The organism is Nonomuraea sp. NPDC049655, from assembly GCF_044465465.1.
GTDB lineage: Bacteria > Actinomycetota > Actinomycetes > Streptosporangiales > Streptosporangiaceae > Nonomuraea.
This window is the reverse complement of the sequence record NZ_JBITLS010000002.1, coordinates 617,717-636,837: the sequence shown is the minus strand read 5'-3', so window position 1 is coordinate 636,837 and position 19,121 is coordinate 617,717. Positions and strand designations below refer to the sequence as shown.

Here is a 19,121-nt window from a genome sequence, read left to right as displayed (position 1 = left end):
TCACCGCTGGCCCGTCGTGACCTGGTCGCCCTTCAGGATGCGGTCGACCGTCTGCCCGGCCGCCGAGCTGGCCGCCGTCGTGCCCACGGCCAGCGCCAGGGCCAGGGTCGGCGCGGCCAGGCTGCGCACGCTGCGCAGGTTGCGCACCCTGGCCCACGGCTCGCCGGCCAGGTGCATGATCCGCCACTCCCAGAACAGCCCGAGCCCGACGCAGACCATCATCACCTGCCCCACCACGATGGCCACGACCTGCGCCTTGTCGAGGGCGCCGATGTCCGGCTCGACCAGCGTCGACAGGTAGCCGGCCAGGCTGGTCAGCAGGGCCGCGACGGCCAGGTGCAGCGCCTTGGTCATCGGCTGGGTGCCTCGGACGCACGGGTAGAAGTAGCCGAACAGGAAGCCGAACGCGGGCAGGGTGAGCAGGTAGCGGCCGTCGAAGAGGAAGCTGGTCAGGTCCGCGCCCTCCGGCCGGCCGTAGACCAGCGCGAAGGGCAGGCTCAGCAGCAGGCTGACGGTGAACGCTGACACGCCGCTGTGCCAGGGCGTGCAGCCGGCCGCCGTGGCGAAGGCGGTCTCGGGATGGCGGCCGTGCTCGCGCAGCGCCGACTCCAGAGCCTGCCGCCGCTGGTCGAACTCGGCCATCGACATGTCCGCGGCCAGCCTGGTCCGTCCGGCGCGGTACAGCTCCTGCTCGGCGAGCAGCAGCAGGCGCCGGTGCAGGGCCGCGCGGACGAACTGCCGGTGCTCCTCCTGTGTGTCCGGCTCCACGACGGACGCGGGCGGCCCGGCGAGCAGCCAGCGCGCGGTCAGCCAGGCCACGAGCGAGGTGATCGCCAGCAGCGGCAGCGGCACGTCGATGTCGGCCAGCGTCGTGCTGCCGCCGGGCGTGATGTAGAGCACCATCAGCACGACGACCATCGTCGACTCGGCGGCCGGATCGCGCACGGCCGCCACCCGGCAGCCCAGCCGCCACAGCCGCAGCACCAGCATCACGAACCCGAGCAGCAGCAGCCCGAGCACCCCGCGGACCAGCGGGTCCAGCGGCAGGCTGCCGATCGTCGGGACGGCCGCGCGGGGCACGGCCAGGCTCCACGAACCCGCGTCCAGCCATTCCGTGGGCCAGCCCTGCACGAGCAGGCTCACCACGACCGCGCCCACCACCGCGCTCCGGCTCCACCGCCTGGTCGCCACGGTCACCGCCGCCACGGGGATCATCGCCCAGCTCAGCGCCAGCAGCAGCCGGACGCTGTCGGGCGGGTACACGCCGTCCAGCAGCGCCCGCAGCCACAGGGCCAGCGCCAGCAGCCCGACCGCGGCCTCGGCCCACAGCGCGGCCAGGCGGACGACCACCGGCCTGACCCCGAGGTCCACGCTGAAGCCGACCGCCGCGCCGGCCGCCGCCAGGGCCGCGACGGCTCCGCCGGTCAGCAGCACGCGCCCGGGGAGCTGGCCGTGCAGCCACGACCAGCTCAGCATGCCGATCCCGACCAGCAGGCCGAGCCCGGTCACCGTGAGCAGGTCCCGGCCGGTCCACGGCGGGCTGGTGGGCAGCACCCGTCCGGCGTGCCGCAGGGCCATCACCGGCACGGCGACGAACAGGATCACGTACCCGACCGGCGACCACTCCGCGGCGACCAGCGGGATGAGCAGGGCCGGCGCGGCGATGGCCAGGCCGACGACCAGCTCCCTGTTGGGCACCCGCTGCCACCACCGCCGGCCGAGCGAGCGCACCAGGAACACCGCCAGCGCGCACGCCGTGAGCACGCCGAGCGCGGTGGCCCAGGAGAAGTCGTCCTCCTCGGCGACGTCGGGGAAGCCGTAGGAGCCGGGGGCCAGCGTCAGGCTCACCGGGTAGGCGCCGACGGAGAACCGCAGCAGGCCGCGCTCCTGCCGTTCCGGCTGGATGCCCTCGACGCGCAGCACGGTCCACTCGCCGGGCAGCACGGTGACCGCGCGCTCCACGACGATCAGCGGGAGCGCGGTCGGCGAGGCGAAGTCGAGCCGGAGCAGCCCGTCGACCCTGACCTGGCGCAGCAGCGTCACCGTGAACTCGGCCGTGACGTGCCCCGGCGAGGAGACGATGAGCGGCGCGAGCCGGGTGGTGGGCGCCAGGCTCTGGCCGTCCGCCTTGAGCGCGCCGAACCCGGAGTCGGTCACCTGCGGCAGCGTGCCGGGGAAGCCGCCGCCCTGGCGCAGCGCCTCGGCCAGCGGGTCGTCGGGGCGCAGGTTCAGCCGGTGCCTGACGGTGATCCTGACCTGGCGCTGCCGGGGGTCGATCCGCCCCTCGGGGACGGCGTCGAGGTCGGCCGCGCGGGCCGGGGCGACCGAGATCTCGGTGGCGGCCGTACGGGCCCATCCGGCGGCCGGGTCGGCGCGGGCGGCGGCGGCCGCCCAGGGGTTGGTCACGACGGTGCTCTTGGGCCTGTCGGACCCGGTCACGGGTCTGGCTGCGATGGTGCACCAAACAATCGCCCCGAACGACACCAGAGCCAGCCCGAATGAAAGTGCCATCCGGAGCTTTCCCACAATTGGGATGATTCTCCGGCATGCCGAAATGTTCTATGGCATAGGGTCACGGTGTTATCACAGATGGTCTCATGACCACATTTCTTTACACCGTGACCCGGGAGAGGCGTTCCATCGCGCGTGCTCGGGCCGCCCGTTGACAGGCCCATCTGACACGGAAACCGCGTGCCACCGGGAAAGGTGACACGCGGCCGTGGTGCGGAGAGAACGAATCAGGCGCGCTTGGCGCGGGCGGCGGCGCGGCCGCGGGCGGCGGCGTCGAGCACGACCTTGCGGATGCGGACCGCGTCGGGCGTGATCTCCACGCACTCGTCCTCGCGGATGAACTCCAGCGCCTGCTCCAGCGAGAGCGTCCGCGGCGGGATGACCTTCTCGGTCTCCTCGCTCGTGGACGAGCGCATGTTCGTGAGCTTCTTCTCCTTGGTGATGTTCACGTCCATGTCGTCGGAACGCGAGTTCTCACCGATGATCATGCCCTCGTAGACCTCGGTGGTCGGCGAGACGAACAGCGTGCCGCGCTCCTGGAGGTTGAGCATGGCGAACGCGGTCACCGGGCCCGACCGGTCGGCCACCAGCGAGCCGTTGTTGCGGGTGCGCAGCTCGCCGAACCACGGCTCGTAGGAGTCGAAGACGTGGTGGACCAGGCCGGTGCCGCGGGTCTCGGTCAGGAACTCGGTGCGGAAGCCGATCAGGCCGCGGGCCGGGACCACGAACTCCATGCGGATCCAGCCGGTGCCGTGGTTGGTCATGTGCTCCATGCGGCCCTTGCGGACGGCCAGGAGCTGGGTGACCGCGCCGAGGTACTCCTCCGGGCAGTCGACCGTCAGGCGCTCGACCGGCTCGTGCACCTTGCCGTCGATCTCCTTGGTGACCACCTGCGGCTTGCCGACGGTCAGCTCGTAGCCCTCGCGGCGCATCTGCTCGACGAGGATGGCCAGCGCCAGCTCACCGCGGCCCTGCACCTCCCAGGCGTCGGGACGGTCGGTGGGCAGCACGCGCAGCGACACGTTGCCGACCAGCTCCTTGTCGAGCCGGTCCTTGACCATGCGGGCGGTGACCTTCGAGCCCTTGACCTTGCCGACCAGCGGCGAGGTGTTGGTGCCGATCGTCATCGAGATCGCCGGCTCGTCGACCGTGATCAGCGGCAGCGGGCGCGGGTCCTCCGGGTCGGCCAGCGTCTCGCCGATCATGATCTCGGGGATGCCCGCGATGGCGATGATGTCGCCGGGGCCGGCCTCCTCGGCCGGCTTGCGCTCCAGCGCCTCGGTCATCAGCAGCTCGGTGATCTTCACCTTCTGGATCGTGCCGTCGGTGCGGCACCAGGCGACCTGCTGGCCCTTGCGCATGACGCCCTGGTGGATCCGGCACAGCGCGATGCGGCCCAGGTAGGAGGAGGCGTCGAGGTTGGTGACGTGCGCCTGCAGCGGGGCGTTGGGGTCGTACGTGGGCGCCGGGATCGTCGACTTGATGATGTCGAACAGCGGCTCCAGGTCTTCCGAGTCGGGCATGCCGCCGTCGTCGGGACGGTTCATGGAGGCGCGGCCGGCCTTGGCCGAGGCGTAGACGATCGGGAAGTCGATCTGCTCCTCGGTGGCGTCGAGGTCCATGAAGAGCTCGTAGACCTCGTCGACGACCTCCTTGATGCGGGCGTCGGGGCGGTCGACCTTGTTGATGCACAGGATGACCGGCATCTTGGCGGCGAACGCCTTGCGCAGCACGAACCGGGTCTGCGGCAGCGGGCCCTCGGAGGCGTCGACCAGCAGCACCACACCGTCGACCATGGAAAGGCCGCGCTCGACCTCGCCGCCGAAGTCGGCGTGGCCGGGGGTGTCGATGATGTTCAGGGTCATGCCGCCGTGCTGGACGGCGGTGTTCTTGGCGAGAATGGTGATGCCCTTCTCGCGCTCCAGGTCGTTGGAGTCCATGACCCGGTCGTCGACGTCCTGGTTCGCGCGGAAGGCCCCGGACTGCCAGAGCATGGCGTCGACCAGTGTGGTCTTGCCATGGTCGACGTGCGCGATGATCGCGATGTTCCGCAGGTCGTCGCGGCTGTTCAAAGGCATGATGACTTCTCGCTCTGTGTCGTGGGGGCGGCCGCGCGAAGTCGCGACCCACCAAGTCTAGTTGATCCCCTCTCGTGACAAGAGCGGGACAAGGCGTCTGCGGCGCTGTAGGGGTGAACGCATCGGCCGGCCCGTCTGATTCCCGGCGTCCCGCATGGACCACGGGCGGCGGGGCCATGAGCACCGTGAGGGACGAAGGGCTGGTGCTGCTCGCCGCGTGGGGGCAGTTCGCGCTGCTCCTGGGGCTCCGGCTCGCCCCCTCGCCGAGCTGTACGAGCGCGAGCCGGGACGTACATAGCAGGTTGCACATTTGTGTGCATGGCAGGAGCCGTCGCGGTCCCTACATTGTCGTCATGACGTGGACAGAGCTGGTTATGGGCTCGGCACCGAGCAAGGGCGACCAGCCGGCGGTGAGCGACGTCAGGACCGGCGAGGTGCTGTCGTACGCGCAGTTCGCCAGGCGGGTCACCCGCGCGGCGGGCGGGCTGCGGCGCGACGGGCTGGCCTACGGCGACCGCGTCCTCATCGACCTGCCGCTCGGCGCGTCGCTGGTGGTGGCCGTCCACGCGGTGGCCTGGGCGGGCGGCGTCGCCGTGCTGGGCGGCCCCGGCCCGGTCCGCATGGTGATCACCCGCGGCCCCCGCGAGCCCGGCGGCCCCGCCGCGGACCGGGTCTACGCCTTCCGCCCCTCACCCGGCGCGCTGCCGTTCGCCGGGCTGCTCAACGCGAGCCCGCTGGAGTTCGGCCCGCTGGCGGGCGCGGCGCTGGCGCCGGGCGGCGGCCGCGTGCTCGACCACGACGAGCTCGCCGCCGACCTGCGCAACCTGGCCGCCCGCCTGGTGGTCGGCAAGGACGACGTCGTCGTCAACGCGGCCGGCGACCTGCTCAAGGGGCTGCGGGTGCTCGACCTGGCCCTGATGTCCGGCGCCCACGTGGTGATCGCCGCCAACGAGCCGACCGTCATCGGCTGCCGGGTGCTGGCCGCCGAGCGCAGGGCCACCATGGTCGTGGCGCCGTACGACGTCGCCAGGCGGCTCCTGGGAAACCCCATTCTGCGCGTTGTGGACGAAAGGGCGATCGTCAGCTCGCTTGGCCTGTGAAAAGTGCGACACTGTGGAAGAGTGTGATCCTTCGGCGACGCAGGGTGAACACATGCCAGAGGCCCCCCGGCACAATCTTCCAGCAGAGCCCAATCGGTTCGTGGGCCGCGAACGCGACCTCGACGACCTGCGCGGGCTGTTCGGCGAGACGCGCGTGGTCACGTTGTGCGGCGTCGGCGGCATCGGCAAGACCCGGCTGGCCCTGCGGGTGGCCGCCGGGCTGGTGGGCGGCTATCCCGGCGGGGTGTGGCTGGTCGAGCTGGCCAGGGTCAGCCGTCCGGAGCAGATCGTCCAGGAGATCGCCCGGGCGCTGCGGGTGCGCGAGGAGAGCGGGCGCCCGCTGCTCGACACCGTCACCGCCCGGCTGCGCGAGCTGCGCTGCCTGCTGCTGCTCGACAACTGCGAGCACCTGGTCGACGGGTGCGCCGAGCTGGCCGCCGAGCTGGTCGCCTGCTGTCCCCGGCTGAGCATCCTGGCCACCAGCCGGGAGCCGCTGCGCATCGCCAGCGAGCTGATCTGGCGGGTGCCGCCGCTCGACCTGCCCGAGATGGGGTACGCGGACGCCGAGTCGGTGCAGCTGTTCATGGACCGGGCCGCCGCCGCCGGCACCCGGCTCGGCCCCGACAGCCTGCCCGACGTGGTCCGCCTGTGCCAGGCGCTCGACGGGCTGCCCCTGGCCCTGGAGCTGGCGGCGGCCCGTACGAGCCTGCTCAGCCCCGGGCAGATCGCCGACCGGCTCGACGACCGCTTCTCGCTGCTGACCACGGGCGGCCGTACCGCCCCGGCGCGGCAGCGCACGCTGCTGGCCACCGTCGACTGGAGCTACGACCTGCTGTCGGCCAAGGAGCAGGTGCTGCTGCGCCGGCTGTCGGTCTTCGCCCGCGACTTCGACCTCGACCTGGCCGAGCAGGTCTGCGCCGAGCGGCCCATCGCCCGGGACGAGATCGTCGACCTCCTCGGCGGCCTGGTCGACAAGTCCCTCGTGCTGTGCGACGAGGAGCGCAGGCGCTACCGCATGCTGGAGACGATCAAGCGGTACGCGATGAAGCGGCTGGAGCGGGCCGGCGAGCGCGAGGACGTCCGCGAGCGGCATCTCACCGTCCTGTGCGACCTGCAGGAACGCCACTTCACGACCGAGATGGTCCGGCCGGGCGTGCCCTGGCCGGAGCGGCTGGAGTGCCTGACGGCCAGCAAGCAGCTCCTCGACGACCAGCGGGCCGCCCTCGACTGGGCCGCCGAGTCCGGCAACGCGCGGCTGGGCCTGCGCCTGTGCGCCGCCAGCACCGCCCTGCTGCCCATCTCCGGCAACCTGACCGAGATCGTCGGCTGGATCGAGCGGCTGCTCTCGCTCGACCTCGAACCCGTGCCCGACGGGCAGGTCGCGCAGGGCAAGGCGTACCTCGCCTACGGGCTGGAGGCCCGCGACGAGCTCAGCCGGTCGCTGGAGGTGGCCACGGAGAGCCTGGCGGGGCTGGGCGAGGAGAACGTGTTCACCCGTTGCGTCATGCACAGCCTCGTGGTCGTCGTCCTGCTCCGCATGGGCCGCATCGACGAGGCGCTGCACCATGCCGAGCGCGGCCTGGCCGAGGCCACCGAGTCGGGCGACGCCTGGAACCAGGCGGCGGGGCTGGCCGGGCTGTCGGCGGTGGCGCTGACCAGGGGCCGGCTGCGCGAGGCCCAGCGGCTGGGCGACGAGGCCCTGGCGCGGGCGCGCGAGCACGGCCACCGCTGGCTCATGGCCAGGATGGCCGCCCAGCTCGGCGCCGTGGCCGAGGCCCGCGGCGACCTGGAGACCGCAAAGTCCCGCTACGAGCTGGCCGTCCCGTGGTTGTGCGAGCTGGGCAGCGACTCGGACCTGGCGCGCTGCCTGGCCAGGGTGGGCCGGGTCGCGGCCATGCTGGGCGAGTTCGCCGCGGCCAGGGAGCGGCTGGCCGACAGCCTCGCGCTGAGCCGGCAGACCGGCCAGCGGCAAGGGGTGGCCCGGTGCCTGGCCGGCCTGTCGGTGCTGGCCGAGCACGAGGGCGACCTCGACGGCGCGGTGCTGGCCGCCGCCGCCGCGGCCACGCTGCGCGAGTCGATCGGCCAGCACTCGGCCACGATCCGGATCGAGGAGCTGCTCTCGCGCGCCCGCGCCAAGCTCGGCGAGGGCCGCACGGCCTCCCTGTGGTCGCGCGGCCGGGCGATGAGCCCCGACGCCGCCGCCCGCCAGGTGCTGGCGGGGGAGCGGCCCGCGGCGCCGCCGCCCGCGCCGGCCGAGCCGGTCAGGCACTCGCTGCTGACCGTGCGCGAGCTGGAGATCGCCGGCCTGCTCACCCGCGGCCTGTCCAACCGGGCCATCGCCGAGGAGCTGGTGATCAGCCCGGCCACGGTCGCCCGGCACATCGCCAACATCATGGAGAAGCTGGGGTACACCTCGCGTGCGCAGATCGCGGTGTGGGCCGCCGAGCACCCCAGCGCTTCTGCATAGGGATCTGCATATTCCGCCCCATGTAGGCACGTGACCCCCTCCCTACCGTGGACGCCATGGATGAGCACGTCGTCATGGTGGACTCCGGCACGGGCGTGGAGCTCACTGAGAAGCAACTGGACGAGCGGTCGGCGATCGCGACCGCCCAGTTGCGGCGCAGAGGGGTGCGCGCGGGCGACACGGTGCTCGTCTGCCTGCCCGTGGGGCCCGACCTGCTGGTGGCGGCGGACGCGGTGATGGCGGCGGGCGGCGTCGTCTGGCCGGTGCCCGCCGACCTCGACCGGACCGGGCTGGGCGAGCGCATCCGGGCCAGCGGCGCCCGGGTGATGATCTCCGACGTGCCGGAGGCGGTGGAGGCGGCCGAGGAGTCGCGGGTGCGGATCGTGATGAGCGTGGCCGAGCTGGGCGGGCGGCATCCGTATCCGCGCAGTCGCGGACAGTCCACGGAAAGTGATCGCGCGCGGTCGGCCGGAGGTGGAGACTGAGCGCACCTGTGATCCTCCGCTGACCCTGGGCGCCGACATGACTCCGCCAGTTCCGCACAACCTGCCCGCAGAGCCCAACCGTTTCGTCGGCCGCGGGCGCGACCTGACCGAGCTGAGCACGCTGGTCCACGACGAACGCGTGGTCACGCTGAGCGGCGTCGGCGGCATCGGCAAGACCCGCCTGTCGCTGCGGGTGGCGGCCAGGGCCGCGCCGGGCTTCGCCGACGGCGTCTGGCTGGTCGAGCTGGCCCGCCTGGCCGACCCCGCGCTGATCGTCAACGAGATGGCCGGGGTGCTCGGCGTCCGCGACGAGGCGCCGGGGCGGCTGCTGGACGGCCTGCGCGTACGGCTGCACGAGGCCAGGGCGCTGATCGTGCTCGACAACTGCGAGCATCTGGTCGACCGCTGCGCCGAGCTGGTCGCCGGCCTGATCGCCGACTGCCCCCAGCTGCGTTTCCTGCTCACCAGCCGCGAGCCGCTGCGCATCCCCGGCGAGCTGGTCTGGCGGGTGCCGCCGCTGGAGCTGCCCGACGACCACCATCCCGACGCCGAGTCCGTGCTGCTGTTCGTCGAGCGGGCGCTGGCGGCGGGGGCCCGGTCGGTGACCGGCAGCATGGACGACGTCGTGCGCCTGTGCCGGGCGCTCGACGGCCTGCCGCTGGCGCTGGAGCTGGCCGCGGCCCGCACGAGCCTGATGAGCCCGGGCCGCATCGCCGACCGCATCGGCGACCGGTTCACCCTGCTGACCAGGGGCGACCGTACCGCGCCCGCCCGTCAGCGCACCCTGCTGGCCACCGTCGAGTGGAGCCACGACCTGCTGCGGCCCAAGGAGCGCGTGCTGCTGCGCCGCCTGTCGGTCTTCGCCGGGCTGTTCGACCTGACCGTGGCCGAACGGGTGTGCGCCGACGGCGGCATCGTGCCCAGGGCCGAGCTGCTCGACCTGCTCAACGGCTTGGTCGACAAGTCGCTGGTGCTCCACCACGACGGGCGCTACCGCCTGCTGGAGACCATCAGGCAGTACGCCGCCGAGCGGCTGGCCGAGGCGGGCGAGCTGACCCGGCTGCGCGACCGGCATCTGCGGGTGATCTGCGAGGAGATGGAGCACTGCTACCGGGCCGGCACGCTCGACCCGCGCATGCCCTGGTCCGCCCGCGTCCCGCACTTCGTCAGGGGCCGCGCGCTGATGGACGACTGCCGGGCGGCGGTGGAGCGGGCGGTGGAGTCGGCCGACCCGGTGCTCGGGCTGCGCCTGGCCCGCGCCGCCCTGGCCATCCTGGCCGTACGCGGCGAGCTGGGCGAGACCGTCGGCTGGCACCAGCGGCTGCTCGCCCTCGACCTGTCCCGGGTGCCCTCCGACGTGGTCGCCGTGGCCAAGGGCGGCCTGGCGTACGGGCTGGAGGTCTGCGACGAGCTGGCCCGCGCCGAGGAGCTGGTCGTGCAGGGGGTGGAGGAGCAGAAGAGGCACCCGTACACCCACTGGCTGGGCGTCACCTACAGCGTGGCGCTGGCCGTGTTCTTCCGCACCGGCCAGAGCGAGAAGGCGCTGCGTTACCTGGAGGAGCTGGAGGCGGCGGCCGCCGCCCACGACGACCTGTTCAACCTGGCCACGGTCCGCATCGCGCAGCTCAACCTGGCGCTGTTCCGCGGTCAGCTCCGCCAGGCCCGCCGGCGCGGCGAGCAGGCGCTGGCCCTGGCCAGGGAGGCCGGCCACCACTGGACGCTGGCCAGGGCGCTGACCCACCTGGGCGCGGTGGCCGAGGCGGCGGGCGACCTGGAGGCCGCCATGACCTGCCACACCTCGGCCCTGCCGCTGCTGGAGGACATGGGCAACCGGGTCGAGCTGGCCCGCTGCCAGGCCAAGCTGGGCCGGGTGGCGGCCCGGATGCACGACTATCCGGCCGCCCGGCTGCACCTGGCCGCCAGCCTGGCCCTGAGCACCCGCACCGGCCAGCGCAGGGGCGTGGTGCGGGCGCTGACGGCCATGTCGGCGCTGGCGGCCGAGCAGGACGACCTGGAGGGCGCGGTGCTGGCCGCCGCCGCCGCGACCGCGCTGCGCGAGGCCATCGGCCAGTACGGCGTCCCCGGCCCGGTCCAGGAGCTGCTCACGCGGGCCGGGGCCGGGCTCGGCGAGGGCCGGGTGTCGCTGCTGTGGGCCAAGGGGGCCCGCCAGTCGCCCGACGAGGTCGCCAGGCGCGTGCTCGATCCCGGCCAGGCCGTTCCCGCGGGGCCGTCCGGGCCGTCGCCGGGGGCCTGGCAGGGTGGGCTGACCGGCCGGGAGCTGGAGATCGCCGCGCTGCTCACGGGCGGGCTGAGCAACCGGGCCATCGCGCTGAAGCTGGTGATCAGCCCGGCCACGGTGGCCCGGCACGTCGCCAACATCATGGAGAAGCTGGGCTTCGCCTCCCGGGCCCAGATCGCGGTGTGGGCCACCGGGCACGGCCTGGAAACGGACCACGAATAAGCTGGTATTCATGCCTTTCGCGCCACATTTCCCGGTGATGCTCAGGACCGAGGACGGTGTCCGCATCGACGCCGCCCACACCCCCTCGGCCGGGGACATCGGGATCGTCATGGCGCACGGCTTCACCGGATCCTGGCGCGAGCGCACCGCCCGCCGCATCGCGCACGTGCTCAGCGGCTACGGCGGCGTGCTCGCCTTCGACTTCCGCGGCCACGGGCGCTCGGGCGGCGAGACGACGGTCGGCGACCTGGAGATCCTCGACGTGGAGGCCGCCGTACGGCATGCCCGCGTGGTCGGCTACCGGCGGATCGCGGTCGTGGGCTTCTCCATGGGGGCGGCGGTGGCCGTCCGGCACGCGGCGCTGCGCCGGGGGGTGGACGCGGTGGCGGCGGTCAGCGGCCCGGCGCGCTGGTACTACCGGGGCACCAAGCCCATGCGCCAGGTCCACTGGGCCATCGAGCAGCCGTTCGGCAGGTTCGCCGCCCGGCTGGCCAAGCGCACCAGGATCGCGAGCGGCCAGTGGGACCCGATCCCGATGCCGCCGCACGAGGCCGCCGCCCTGGTCTCGCCCGCCCCGCTGCTGGTCGTGCACGGCGACGCCGACGCCTTCTTCCCGCTGGACCACGCCCACCAGCTCTACGACGGCGCCCGCGAGCCCAAGGAGCTGTGGATCGAGCCGGGTTACGGGCACGCGGAGTCGGCCGCCAGCCCCGAACTCATCCGGCGTATCGGTAAATGGATCTCCTCGAACCTTTCGTGAGTAATACCCGTCTATCTAAGACGGATGGAAAGGATCCGCCAGGAGAAAAGTCCTCGGGGACGGAAACCGCCTTCGCGGTGACCGTGGGACATACTTCAGTAGCCGGGCAGTCGCCGACTGTAGGCGGCGGATCCGGCACCTGGCGTCGCGGGGGCACGCTGGGTGCCTTACCCGGCCCGCAAGAGGGGCTCCGCGGCGCGCGGGGCCCCTCTTCGCCCGCCGTCAGCCCAGCCGGGCGATCGTCTTGTACTCCAGGTAGCCGTTCAGGCCCTCGGGGCCGAGCTCGCGGCCGATGCCGCTGGCCTTGAAGCCGCCGAAGGGCGCGTTCGACTCCAGCATGAAGCAGTTGACGCCGTAGGTCCCGGTGCGCACCTGGCGGGCGACGTTCATGCCGCGCTCGGCGTCGGCCGTCCAGACCGTGCCGGCCAGGCCGTAGTCGCTGTCGTTGGCGATGCGCAGGGCGTCGGCCTCGTCCTCGTACGGGATCACCGCCAGGACCGGGCCGAAGATCTCCTCGCGGGCGATGCGCATGTCGTTGCTGACGTTGGCGAAGACCGTGGGGGCGACGTACCAGCCGCGGTCACGGGGACGGTCGAGGCCGCCGACGACGACCTTGGCGCCCTCGTCCATGCCGATCTTGATGTAGCCCTCGACGCGCTCCTGCTGGCGCTTGGCCACCAGCGGGCCGATGCCGGTCGCCGGGTCGGCCGGGTCGCCGACGGGCTGGGAGTTGACCATGTTCGCCACGGCGTCCACGACCTCGTCGTACCGGCTGCGGGAGGCCAGGATGCGGGTCTGGGCGACGCACGCCTGGCCGTTGTTCATCAGCGTGGCCATGGCCAGGAAGCCCATGCTGGCCTGCAGGTCGGCGTCGTCCAGGATGATCGCGGCGGACTTGCCGCCGAGCTCCAGGCTGACCCGCTTGAGCTGCTCGCCGCAGATGGAGGCGATGCGGCGGCCGGCGGCGGTGGAGCCGGTGAAGGCCACCTTGTCGACGCCGGGGTGGGAGATCAGGTGCTCGCTCACCTCGCGCCCGGCGGGCACGATGTTGAGCACGCCCGCCGGGATCCCGGCCTCGGCCGCCCACTCGGCCAGCAGGTACGCGTCCAGCGGCGTCTCGGGCGCGGGCTTGAGCACGATCGTGCACCCGGCCAGCAGCGCGGGCGCGACCTTGGTCATGGTCACGAACTGGGGCACGTTCCACGGGACGACGGCCGCGACGACGCCGACCGGCTCGCGCCGCACGGTGATCGGCCCGAACAGCCCGGGACGCTCCTCCTCCTGGGCGAACTCCTTGCCCAGCCCGGCGTAGAACTGCAGCATGCCGAGCGGCTGCGGCGCCTGCGCGAGGTTGGAGAAGGTGATCGGCGAGCCCATCTCCTCGGTGATCAGGGCGGCCATCTCGCCCTGGCGCTCGTTGTAGATCGCGGCCAGCCGCTCGATCACGGCGGCCCGCTCGGCGAACGTCATGCGCGGCCACGGCCCGTGGTCGAACGCCTGGCGGGCGGCGGCCACCGCGCGTTCCACGTCCTCGGCGGCGCCGTCGGGGACGCGGCCCACGACCTCCTCGGTGTGGGGGGAGATGACGTCGATCGTCCCGGTGCCGGCGGGGGTCACCCATTCGCCCCCGATGAACAGCTTGTCGTGCTGGCGCATGTCGTGAGCCTCCTGCTTGACCGAATGCTTGCTTGCTGGGCGTACGCCTCAAGGCGACCGAACCATGTTCTGTCCGGGCGCGCAAGAGGGGCGCGGCAGCGGTGTGCCGCGCCCCTCGGGGCGTCGCTAGCGGGGGTCGCCCAGCAGGTGCCGCATCGACCGCTTGACCAGGTCCGTACGCGCGGCCTGGCCGGTCAGGCTCTCCACGCCGAAGCCCAGATAGACGGTGTCCGCGGTGACGATGCCGCCGCCCTCCTCGAAGACCTGGTCGGTGCGGAACCAGTTGTTGATCGAGGGGGCCGAGCCGGCCGGCGGCGCGGCGACGGCCCAGCCGCCGAGGTCGGACTCGAAGGAGGTGTCACCGGCCGCCGCGCCGTCCAGGGTGACCTTGGCGTCGTCGAGGAAGACGCCCGCGCCCTGGGTGGACCAGTCGCTGACGTAGGAGATCGACAGCTCGACCCGCTTGCCCGCGTACGGGGCCAGGTCCACCTTCCACTGCTGCCAGCCGCCGGAGTTGCCCGAGGCGGCGTGCCACGCGCCGGAGGACCCGGTCGGCTCGCAGGCCGCGCCCTGGTAGTGCCGGGTGAACGGATGGATCACCCGCCAGCCGCCGCTGTTCTCGGCCTTGCAGCTCTCGCCGGTGCTCTGCGAGGTGTGGCCGTTGACGTCGGGGAGGGTGGTCCAGTCGTCGGCGCCCACGGTGTGCGCCTCGACCGTCAGGAAGTCCCAGTCGGCCTCGGTGTCGTAGGAGGTCCAGAACGACAGGTCGCCGGAGCTCCTGCCGGTCAGGTCCACGGTCGTGGTCAGCCGTTTCCAGGAGACGTCGGCGATGCCGCTGTAGACGTCCCAGGAGCCGGTGTGGGGGTCGAAGGGGCCGCCGGGGCGTACCCACTTGACCTGGGCCGAGCTCGCGAACAGCGGGAACTGCGCCGGGGGCAGGATGGCCGAGGTGGCCACGAACGAGTTGGTGTGGCTCGGCTCCAGCGTGCCGGCGAAGCCGTCGAACCTGCCGCCGTTGCCCTTCAGCGCGAACGGCTGCCCGCTCGCCTGGTCGGCGCCCCCGTCGTCGAAGAAGACGTAGGCGCCCAGCCAGTACTGCTGGAAGTCGTTGAACACCTGGATGCACGGCGGGTCGTCGGGGACCGTGCACTCGGGGTGGCCGGGCTGGTCGGGCTCGTAGTAGTACGCGCCGTTGTTGTTGGCCGCGTACGAGGGGTACTTGCCGGCGTGCAGCAGCTTGCCGCCCTCGTTCAGGTAGTCGCGCACCGCCAGCTCGGTGTCCACGCCGCCCTTCGACGTGGTGCCGGCGACCTGCCCGGGGGAGCGGGGGATGACGTCGTCGCCGGTCTCCCAGACCACCGCCTTGTAGTGGCTGAGCACGCCGAGCGGGTGCGGGGCCCTGCGGCCCATCTTGTCCATGTCGTAGACGTCGGTCGTGTAGCCGGCGTCCTGGAGCGCCTTGACGTAGTCGGCGGCGTACTTGGCCTCGGTCCCGCCCTGGGCCGGGCTCAGGCCGGTGACGTCCTCGGTGGCCAGCACGAGCACCTTGCCGCCGATGTCGTCCTGCACGGTGTAGGTGAAGTCGCCGCTCTTCCTGCCGATCGCGCTGAACCAGACCTTGACCTTGTCGCCCGGCCGGGTGCCGGTGATCGTGCCGCGCAGCCGGTGGTAGTAGCGGTCGTAGCCCTTGCCGTACCGCTCGCCGCCCTTCCACTCGCCGGTCGGCGCGATCCTCGTCCGGCCGCCGTTGACCTGGTAGTTGAGCAGGACGGGGCCGATCCTCCGCTTGGCGGTGACCTGGACGGCCTGGTCGGTGCCGTAGCTGAACTCGAACGGGTCGAGCACGAAGTCGGGCGTCCTGTTGCCCAGGTGGCTGACCGGCTCGGCCGGGTCGGCCGCGGACCTGGCGACGTCGAGCGCGAACGGCAGGTTCTTCTCGAACTCCGCCTGCACGGCCGCCTCGTCGTCGGGGAAGACGAACCCGCAGCCGTCGCAGCCCTCGTCGAGCTCCGGCGTCCAGGACAGGGTGCCGTACCTGGCGTGGGCGTGGTCGTTGGTGTCGCCGTTCGTGGTGTAGAGCTCCGCGCCGAGGTCGGGGTCGAACCCGGGGACGGCCGGGGCGTCGTCGTCGCCGGTCAGGGCCTCGTAGATCGGGTTGTCCGCGGTCTTCGTGGCGATCTGGAACCCGCTCGGGTAGAGCAGCAGCGGGCCGAAGGAGTGGTAGTTCAGGTTCATCTCGAACCTGACCCGGTTGAGCAGGCCGTCCATGGCCCTGGTCTCCGGCTCGCTGGCCGGGCCGGTCCCGCGGAAGGTCTCGCTGCTCGGGATGCTCGACGAGCCCTCCTCGTCGTAGCGGAAGTTCGTGGGGAAGTTGCGGTTCGGGTCCACGCCGTCGCCGTTGGTGATCTTCCCGTCGCCGTCGTTGTCGCGCAGGTTCTTGCGCCACAGGCGGTTGCCCTCGGTGAAGGTGAAGTCGTAGCCGTCGGGGTTGGCCACCGGCACGAACCACAGCTCGGTCCGGTTGAGCAGGTCCCGCAGCGCCGACCTGTTGGCGATCACGTACTTCAGCAGCCGCATGTCCACCTCGGCGGCGATCCACTCGCGGGCGTGCTGGGTGGCCGAGTACAGCGTGGCGGGCTTGAGCCCGTCGGGCAGCAGCCGGGCGCCCGTGGAGACCTTGACGGCGAGGATGTCCTGGCCCTTGAGCGTCCTGCCGATGGACTGCAGCTCGACGATGTCCCTGTTGGCGTTCGCGATCGCCCTGAGCTGGTCGGCGATGCCGCCCCGCTCGGAGTACGACCGCCACACGGTGTAGCCGCCGGCCGCCTGGGCCTTGGCGGCCTGGAGGTTGCTCTGTCCCTGCGGGTTGCGCACGGGCTCGGGCCGCAGGCCGAGCTTGGCCAGCCCGGCCAGGTCGGCCTGGGCGGCGGTCAGCTCGACGTGCTCCTTGTCGCCGCCGTTGTCGTGCTGGACGACGTCGAAGCCCTTCTCCCGCAGGAACTGGGCGGTGCCCGGCTCGCCGTCCACCTGGTAGAGGTCGATGCGGTCGCCGGGCGGCAGCGGATCGACCGACGCCTCGGCGGTGAGGGGGACGAGGGAGGCGCCCAGGCCGAGGAGCACGGCCGCGGCGATGGTCATGATTCGAGACACGATCTGCCCCTTCGCAGAGACGAGTTCGATCGCCATCTCAGACCGGGATCAAGTCCTTCACAAGGCCCAATCTTTTAGATCTTCCTTATTTCCGACAAAGGACCATGTACCTCGCCAAAGGTGCGTCAGTTGGCGGGTTCGGATGACAGCCATCAAGATCATCTTCTATAGTTTCGGTCCGTCTATGCGAGGAGGGGACGGGTGTGAGGATCTGGCGGCTTGCCGCGGTCTTCGTCGTCCTCTCCGGGCTGCTCGGGCTCGCCTCCCCGCGGCCGGCGTCGGCCGATCCCAACATCGACGAGCTGCGCAGACTCACCAAACAGGCGTCCCGGCTCAACGACCTCTACCGCGGCCAGATCCAGAGCCTGGAGGAGATCAGGATCCAGGCCAAGAACGCCACCGACACCTCCGGCGACCTGGCGGCGCGCCTGGCCGCGGCCCAGGCCGGCGTGGCCGAGATCGCACGCCAGGCGTACGTCAACGGCCCCCTCGACGGCATGCAGCTGTTCGGCCTCAGCGTCGACCCGGCCATCGCGCTCGGGCAGGCGGCGAACATGTCGTACATGGCCGCCGAGCGGACCGAGCGCGTCCAAAGCATCCAGAAGCTCATCGCGAAGTCCAAAGAGGCCAAGCTCAACGCCAACGACAAGATCGACAAGCTGAAGAAGGAGATCAGGACCCTTCAGGGCAAGCGGCGCGAGATCGAGCGCCTGCTCGCCAAGTACGGCTTCCAGCAGCCCGGCGGCGCCGAGGGCCTGACACAGCGCATGATCACGGTGCGCGCCGAGATCATGCAGAACTTCCCGATGAAGTACGGCGTGGGCTGCCTGCGCCCCGGCGACCCCGGCGAGCACGGCAAGGGCCGGGCCTGCGACTTCATGATGTCCCGCGGCGGCACCATGGCCTCCGGGGCCGACGCCGACCGCGGGGACGCCCTGGCCGAATGGCTCATCAAGAACGGCGCGCGGATCGGCGTCATGTACATCATCTGGAAGCAGCGCTACTACGACATCCGGTCAGGCGGGGGCTGGGACCCCATGTCCGACCGGGGCGGCGTGACCGCCAACCACTACGACCACGTTCACGTCTCGGTGTTCTGAGCGACCCGCTCCCGGTACCACGCGTAGGACGCCTTGGGGGTGCGGCGTCCCGTGGCGAAGTCCACGTGCACCAGGCCGAAGCGCTGGTGGTAGCCCTCGGCCCACTCGAAGTTGTCCAGCAGCGACCAGACGAAGTAGCCGCGCACGTCCACGCCCTCGGCCCGCGCGGCCATGACGGCGTCGATGTGGCCGCGCAGGTAGTCGATGCGGGCCTGGTCCTCGACCGTGCCCCGCGGGGTGAGCTCGTCGGGCTGGGAGCAGCCGTTCTCGGTGACGTGGATCGGCGGGAGCGCGCTGCCGTACCGGGCCTTGAGGCCGGTCAGGAGCTCGCGCAGGCCGTCGGGCACGACCGGCCAGCCGAACGCGGTCGTGGGATACCCCGTGACGCCGGTGTCGCTGAACGGGAGCACCTCGCCGGGCGGCGGGGCGGCGATCCGGGTGGGGTTGTAGTAGTTGATGCCGAGGGCGTCCAGGGGGGCGGAGATGGTCTCCAGGTCGCCGTCGCGGACGAAGTCGAGGTCGGCGGTGTAGGCCGAGAGATCCGGATACCTCCCGAGCAGCACCGGGTCGTTGAACAGCCGGTTGTGCAGGACGTCGTAGGCGTCGGCGGCCTTGACGTCCGCCTCCTCCCGCGACGCGGGCCAGACCGGCGTGCAGTTGTTGGTGATGGCCACCTGCCGCGCGCCCGCCGCGCGCAGGGCCGCGACCGCCAGGCCGTGGCCGAGGAGCTGGTGGTGGGCGACGGGGAGGGCGTCAAGCAGCAGGGCCTGGCCGGGGGCGTGGATGCCCATGGCGTGGCCGAAGGCCATGTGCACGAACGGCTCGTTCAGGGTGATCCACAGCGGGATGCGGTCGGCCAGGCGCTCGGCGACGATCGCGGCGTAGTCGGCGAAGCGGCCGGCCGTGTCGCGGTCGGTCCAGCCGCCGCGGTCCTGGAGCGCCTGGGGCAGGTCCCAGTGGAAGAGCGTCGGCACGGGCTGGATGCCGGCCGCCAGCAGGCCGTCGGTGAGGCGTTCGTAGAAGTCGAGGCCCGCGGGGTTGACCTCGCCGGCGCCGAGCGGCTGCACCCGCGGCCAGGCGATGGAGAAGCGGTAGGCGTTCACGCCGAGGCCGGACATGAGGGCGACGTCCTCGCGCCAGCGGTGGTAGTGGTCGCAGGCCACGTCCCCGGTGTGGCCGTCCCTGGTCCGGCCGGGCTCGTGGGCGAAGGTGTCCCAGATGGACGCGCCCCGGCCGTCCTCGGCCACCGCGCCCTCGATCTGGTAGGCGGCGGTCGCCGTACCCCATAAGAACATCTCGGCTCCTTTATGCGAGTATGGCTCATGTTAACGGACGGCAAAGTGGCCGGTCTGT

Annotated in this window: 11 protein-coding genes; 6 read left to right on the top strand and 5 right to left on the bottom strand. The window is 72.1% G+C overall.

The genetic code is table 11. The annotated features are described in order from the left end of the window. Together ACIBQ6_RS08290 and typA are read right to left on the bottom strand one after the other, a co-directional pair. Nucleotides 1-2,439, bottom strand: coding sequence for a hypothetical protein (locus ACIBQ6_RS08290; RefSeq protein ID WP_397210730.1), 2,439 nt, complete (start codon nucleotides 2,437-2,439; stop codon nucleotides 1-3). A gap of 299 nt (nucleotides 2,440-2,738) precedes the next feature. Continuing rightward, nucleotides 2,739-4,589 carry a translational GTPase TypA gene (gene typA / locus ACIBQ6_RS08285; protein WP_397210729.1) on the bottom strand — a complete coding sequence of 617 codons (1,851 nt, stop codon included), beginning with the start codon at nucleotides 4,587-4,589 and terminating at the stop codon, nucleotides 2,739-2,741. 353 nt (nucleotides 4,590-4,942) lie between these two features. On the opposite strand from typA, the gene ACIBQ6_RS08280 reads away from it, so the two are divergent. The 5 genes from ACIBQ6_RS08280 to ACIBQ6_RS08260 are packed head-to-tail and all read left to right on the top strand — an operon-like array spanning nucleotide 4,943 to nucleotide 11,862. After that, nucleotides 4,943-5,689, top strand: coding sequence for an AMP-binding protein (locus ACIBQ6_RS08280; RefSeq protein WP_352352129.1), 747 nt, complete (start codon nucleotides 4,943-4,945; stop codon nucleotides 5,687-5,689). 52 nt (nucleotides 5,690-5,741) lie between these two features. Beyond that, on the top strand, nucleotides 5,742-8,156 hold the full coding sequence (locus tag ACIBQ6_RS08275) for a LuxR C-terminal-related transcriptional regulator (protein ID WP_397210728.1): 2,415 nt from the start codon (nucleotides 5,742-5,744) through the stop codon (nucleotides 8,154-8,156). Between the two features lie 56 nt (nucleotides 8,157-8,212). Next, nucleotides 8,213-8,641 carry an AMP-binding protein gene (locus ACIBQ6_RS08270; protein WP_397210727.1) on the top strand — a complete coding sequence of 143 codons (429 nt, stop codon included), beginning with the start codon at nucleotides 8,213-8,215 and terminating at the stop codon, nucleotides 8,639-8,641. Nucleotides 8,642-8,678: 37 nt separating this feature from the next. After that, nucleotides 8,679-11,102, top strand: a complete 2,424-nt coding sequence (locus ACIBQ6_RS08265; RefSeq protein ID WP_397210726.1) for a LuxR C-terminal-related transcriptional regulator — start codon at nucleotides 8,679-8,681, stop codon at nucleotides 11,100-11,102. A 10-nt stretch (nucleotides 11,103-11,112) separates the two neighbouring features. Beyond that, nucleotides 11,113-11,862: an alpha/beta hydrolase gene (locus tag ACIBQ6_RS08260; RefSeq protein WP_397210725.1), complete on the top strand. Its 750-nt coding sequence runs from the start codon at nucleotides 11,113-11,115 to the stop codon at nucleotides 11,860-11,862. Nucleotides 11,863-12,084: 222 nt separating this feature from the next. Here ACIBQ6_RS08260 and ACIBQ6_RS08255 read toward each other — a convergent pair whose 3' ends face one another. Next, nucleotides 12,085-13,518 carry an aldehyde dehydrogenase gene (locus tag ACIBQ6_RS08255; RefSeq protein ID WP_358288440.1) on the bottom strand — a complete coding sequence of 478 codons (1,434 nt, stop codon included), beginning with the start codon at nucleotides 13,516-13,518 and terminating at the stop codon, nucleotides 12,085-12,087. Nucleotides 13,519-13,644: 126 nt separating this feature from the next. Next, complete coding sequence (locus ACIBQ6_RS08250) at nucleotides 13,645-16,668, bottom strand: M14 family zinc carboxypeptidase (protein ID WP_397210724.1); 3,024 nt, start codon at nucleotides 16,666-16,668, stop codon at nucleotides 13,645-13,647. A 203-nt stretch (nucleotides 16,669-16,871) separates the two neighbouring features. On the opposite strand from ACIBQ6_RS08250, the gene ACIBQ6_RS08245 reads away from it, so the two are divergent. Then, on the top strand, nucleotides 16,872-17,768 hold the full coding sequence (locus tag ACIBQ6_RS08245) for a coiled-coil domain-containing protein (RefSeq protein WP_397210723.1): 897 nt from the start codon (nucleotides 16,872-16,874) through the stop codon (nucleotides 17,766-17,768). On the opposite strand, the gene ACIBQ6_RS08240 is transcribed toward ACIBQ6_RS08245, so the two are convergent. After that, nucleotides 17,750-19,063 carry a GH1 family beta-glucosidase gene (locus ACIBQ6_RS08240; RefSeq protein WP_358288431.1) on the bottom strand — a complete coding sequence of 438 codons (1,314 nt, stop codon included), beginning with the start codon at nucleotides 19,061-19,063 and terminating at the stop codon, nucleotides 17,750-17,752. The two genes, ACIBQ6_RS08245 and ACIBQ6_RS08240, sit on opposite strands and share 19 nt — an antisense overlap. Nucleotides 19,064-19,121 lie beyond the last annotated feature (58 nt).

Bases quoted from the DNA above. Each gene is read 5' to 3' on its own strand.
- ACIBQ6_RS08240 (WP_358288431.1), bottom strand. From the start codon at position 19,063: ATGTTCTTATGGGGTACGGCGACCGCCGCCTACCAGATCGAGGGCGCG.
- ACIBQ6_RS08275 (WP_397210728.1), top strand. From the start codon at position 5,742: ATGCCAGAGGCCCCCCGGCACAATCTTCCAGCAGAGCCCAATCGGTTC.
- typA (WP_397210729.1), bottom strand. From the start codon at position 4,589: ATGCCTTTGAACAGCCGCGACGACCTGCGGAACATCGCGATCATCGCG.
- ACIBQ6_RS08265 (WP_397210726.1), top strand. From the start codon at position 8,679: ATGACTCCGCCAGTTCCGCACAACCTGCCCGCAGAGCCCAACCGTTTC.
- ACIBQ6_RS08280 (WP_352352129.1), top strand. From the start codon at position 4,943: ATGACGTGGACAGAGCTGGTTATGGGCTCGGCACCGAGCAAGGGCGAC.
- ACIBQ6_RS08270 (WP_397210727.1), top strand. From the start codon at position 8,213: ATGGATGAGCACGTCGTCATGGTGGACTCCGGCACGGGCGTGGAGCTC.
- ACIBQ6_RS08260 (WP_397210725.1), top strand. From the start codon at position 11,113: ATGCCTTTCGCGCCACATTTCCCGGTGATGCTCAGGACCGAGGACGGT.
- ACIBQ6_RS08255 (WP_358288440.1), bottom strand. From the start codon at position 13,518: ATGCGCCAGCACGACAAGCTGTTCATCGGGGGCGAATGGGTGACCCCC.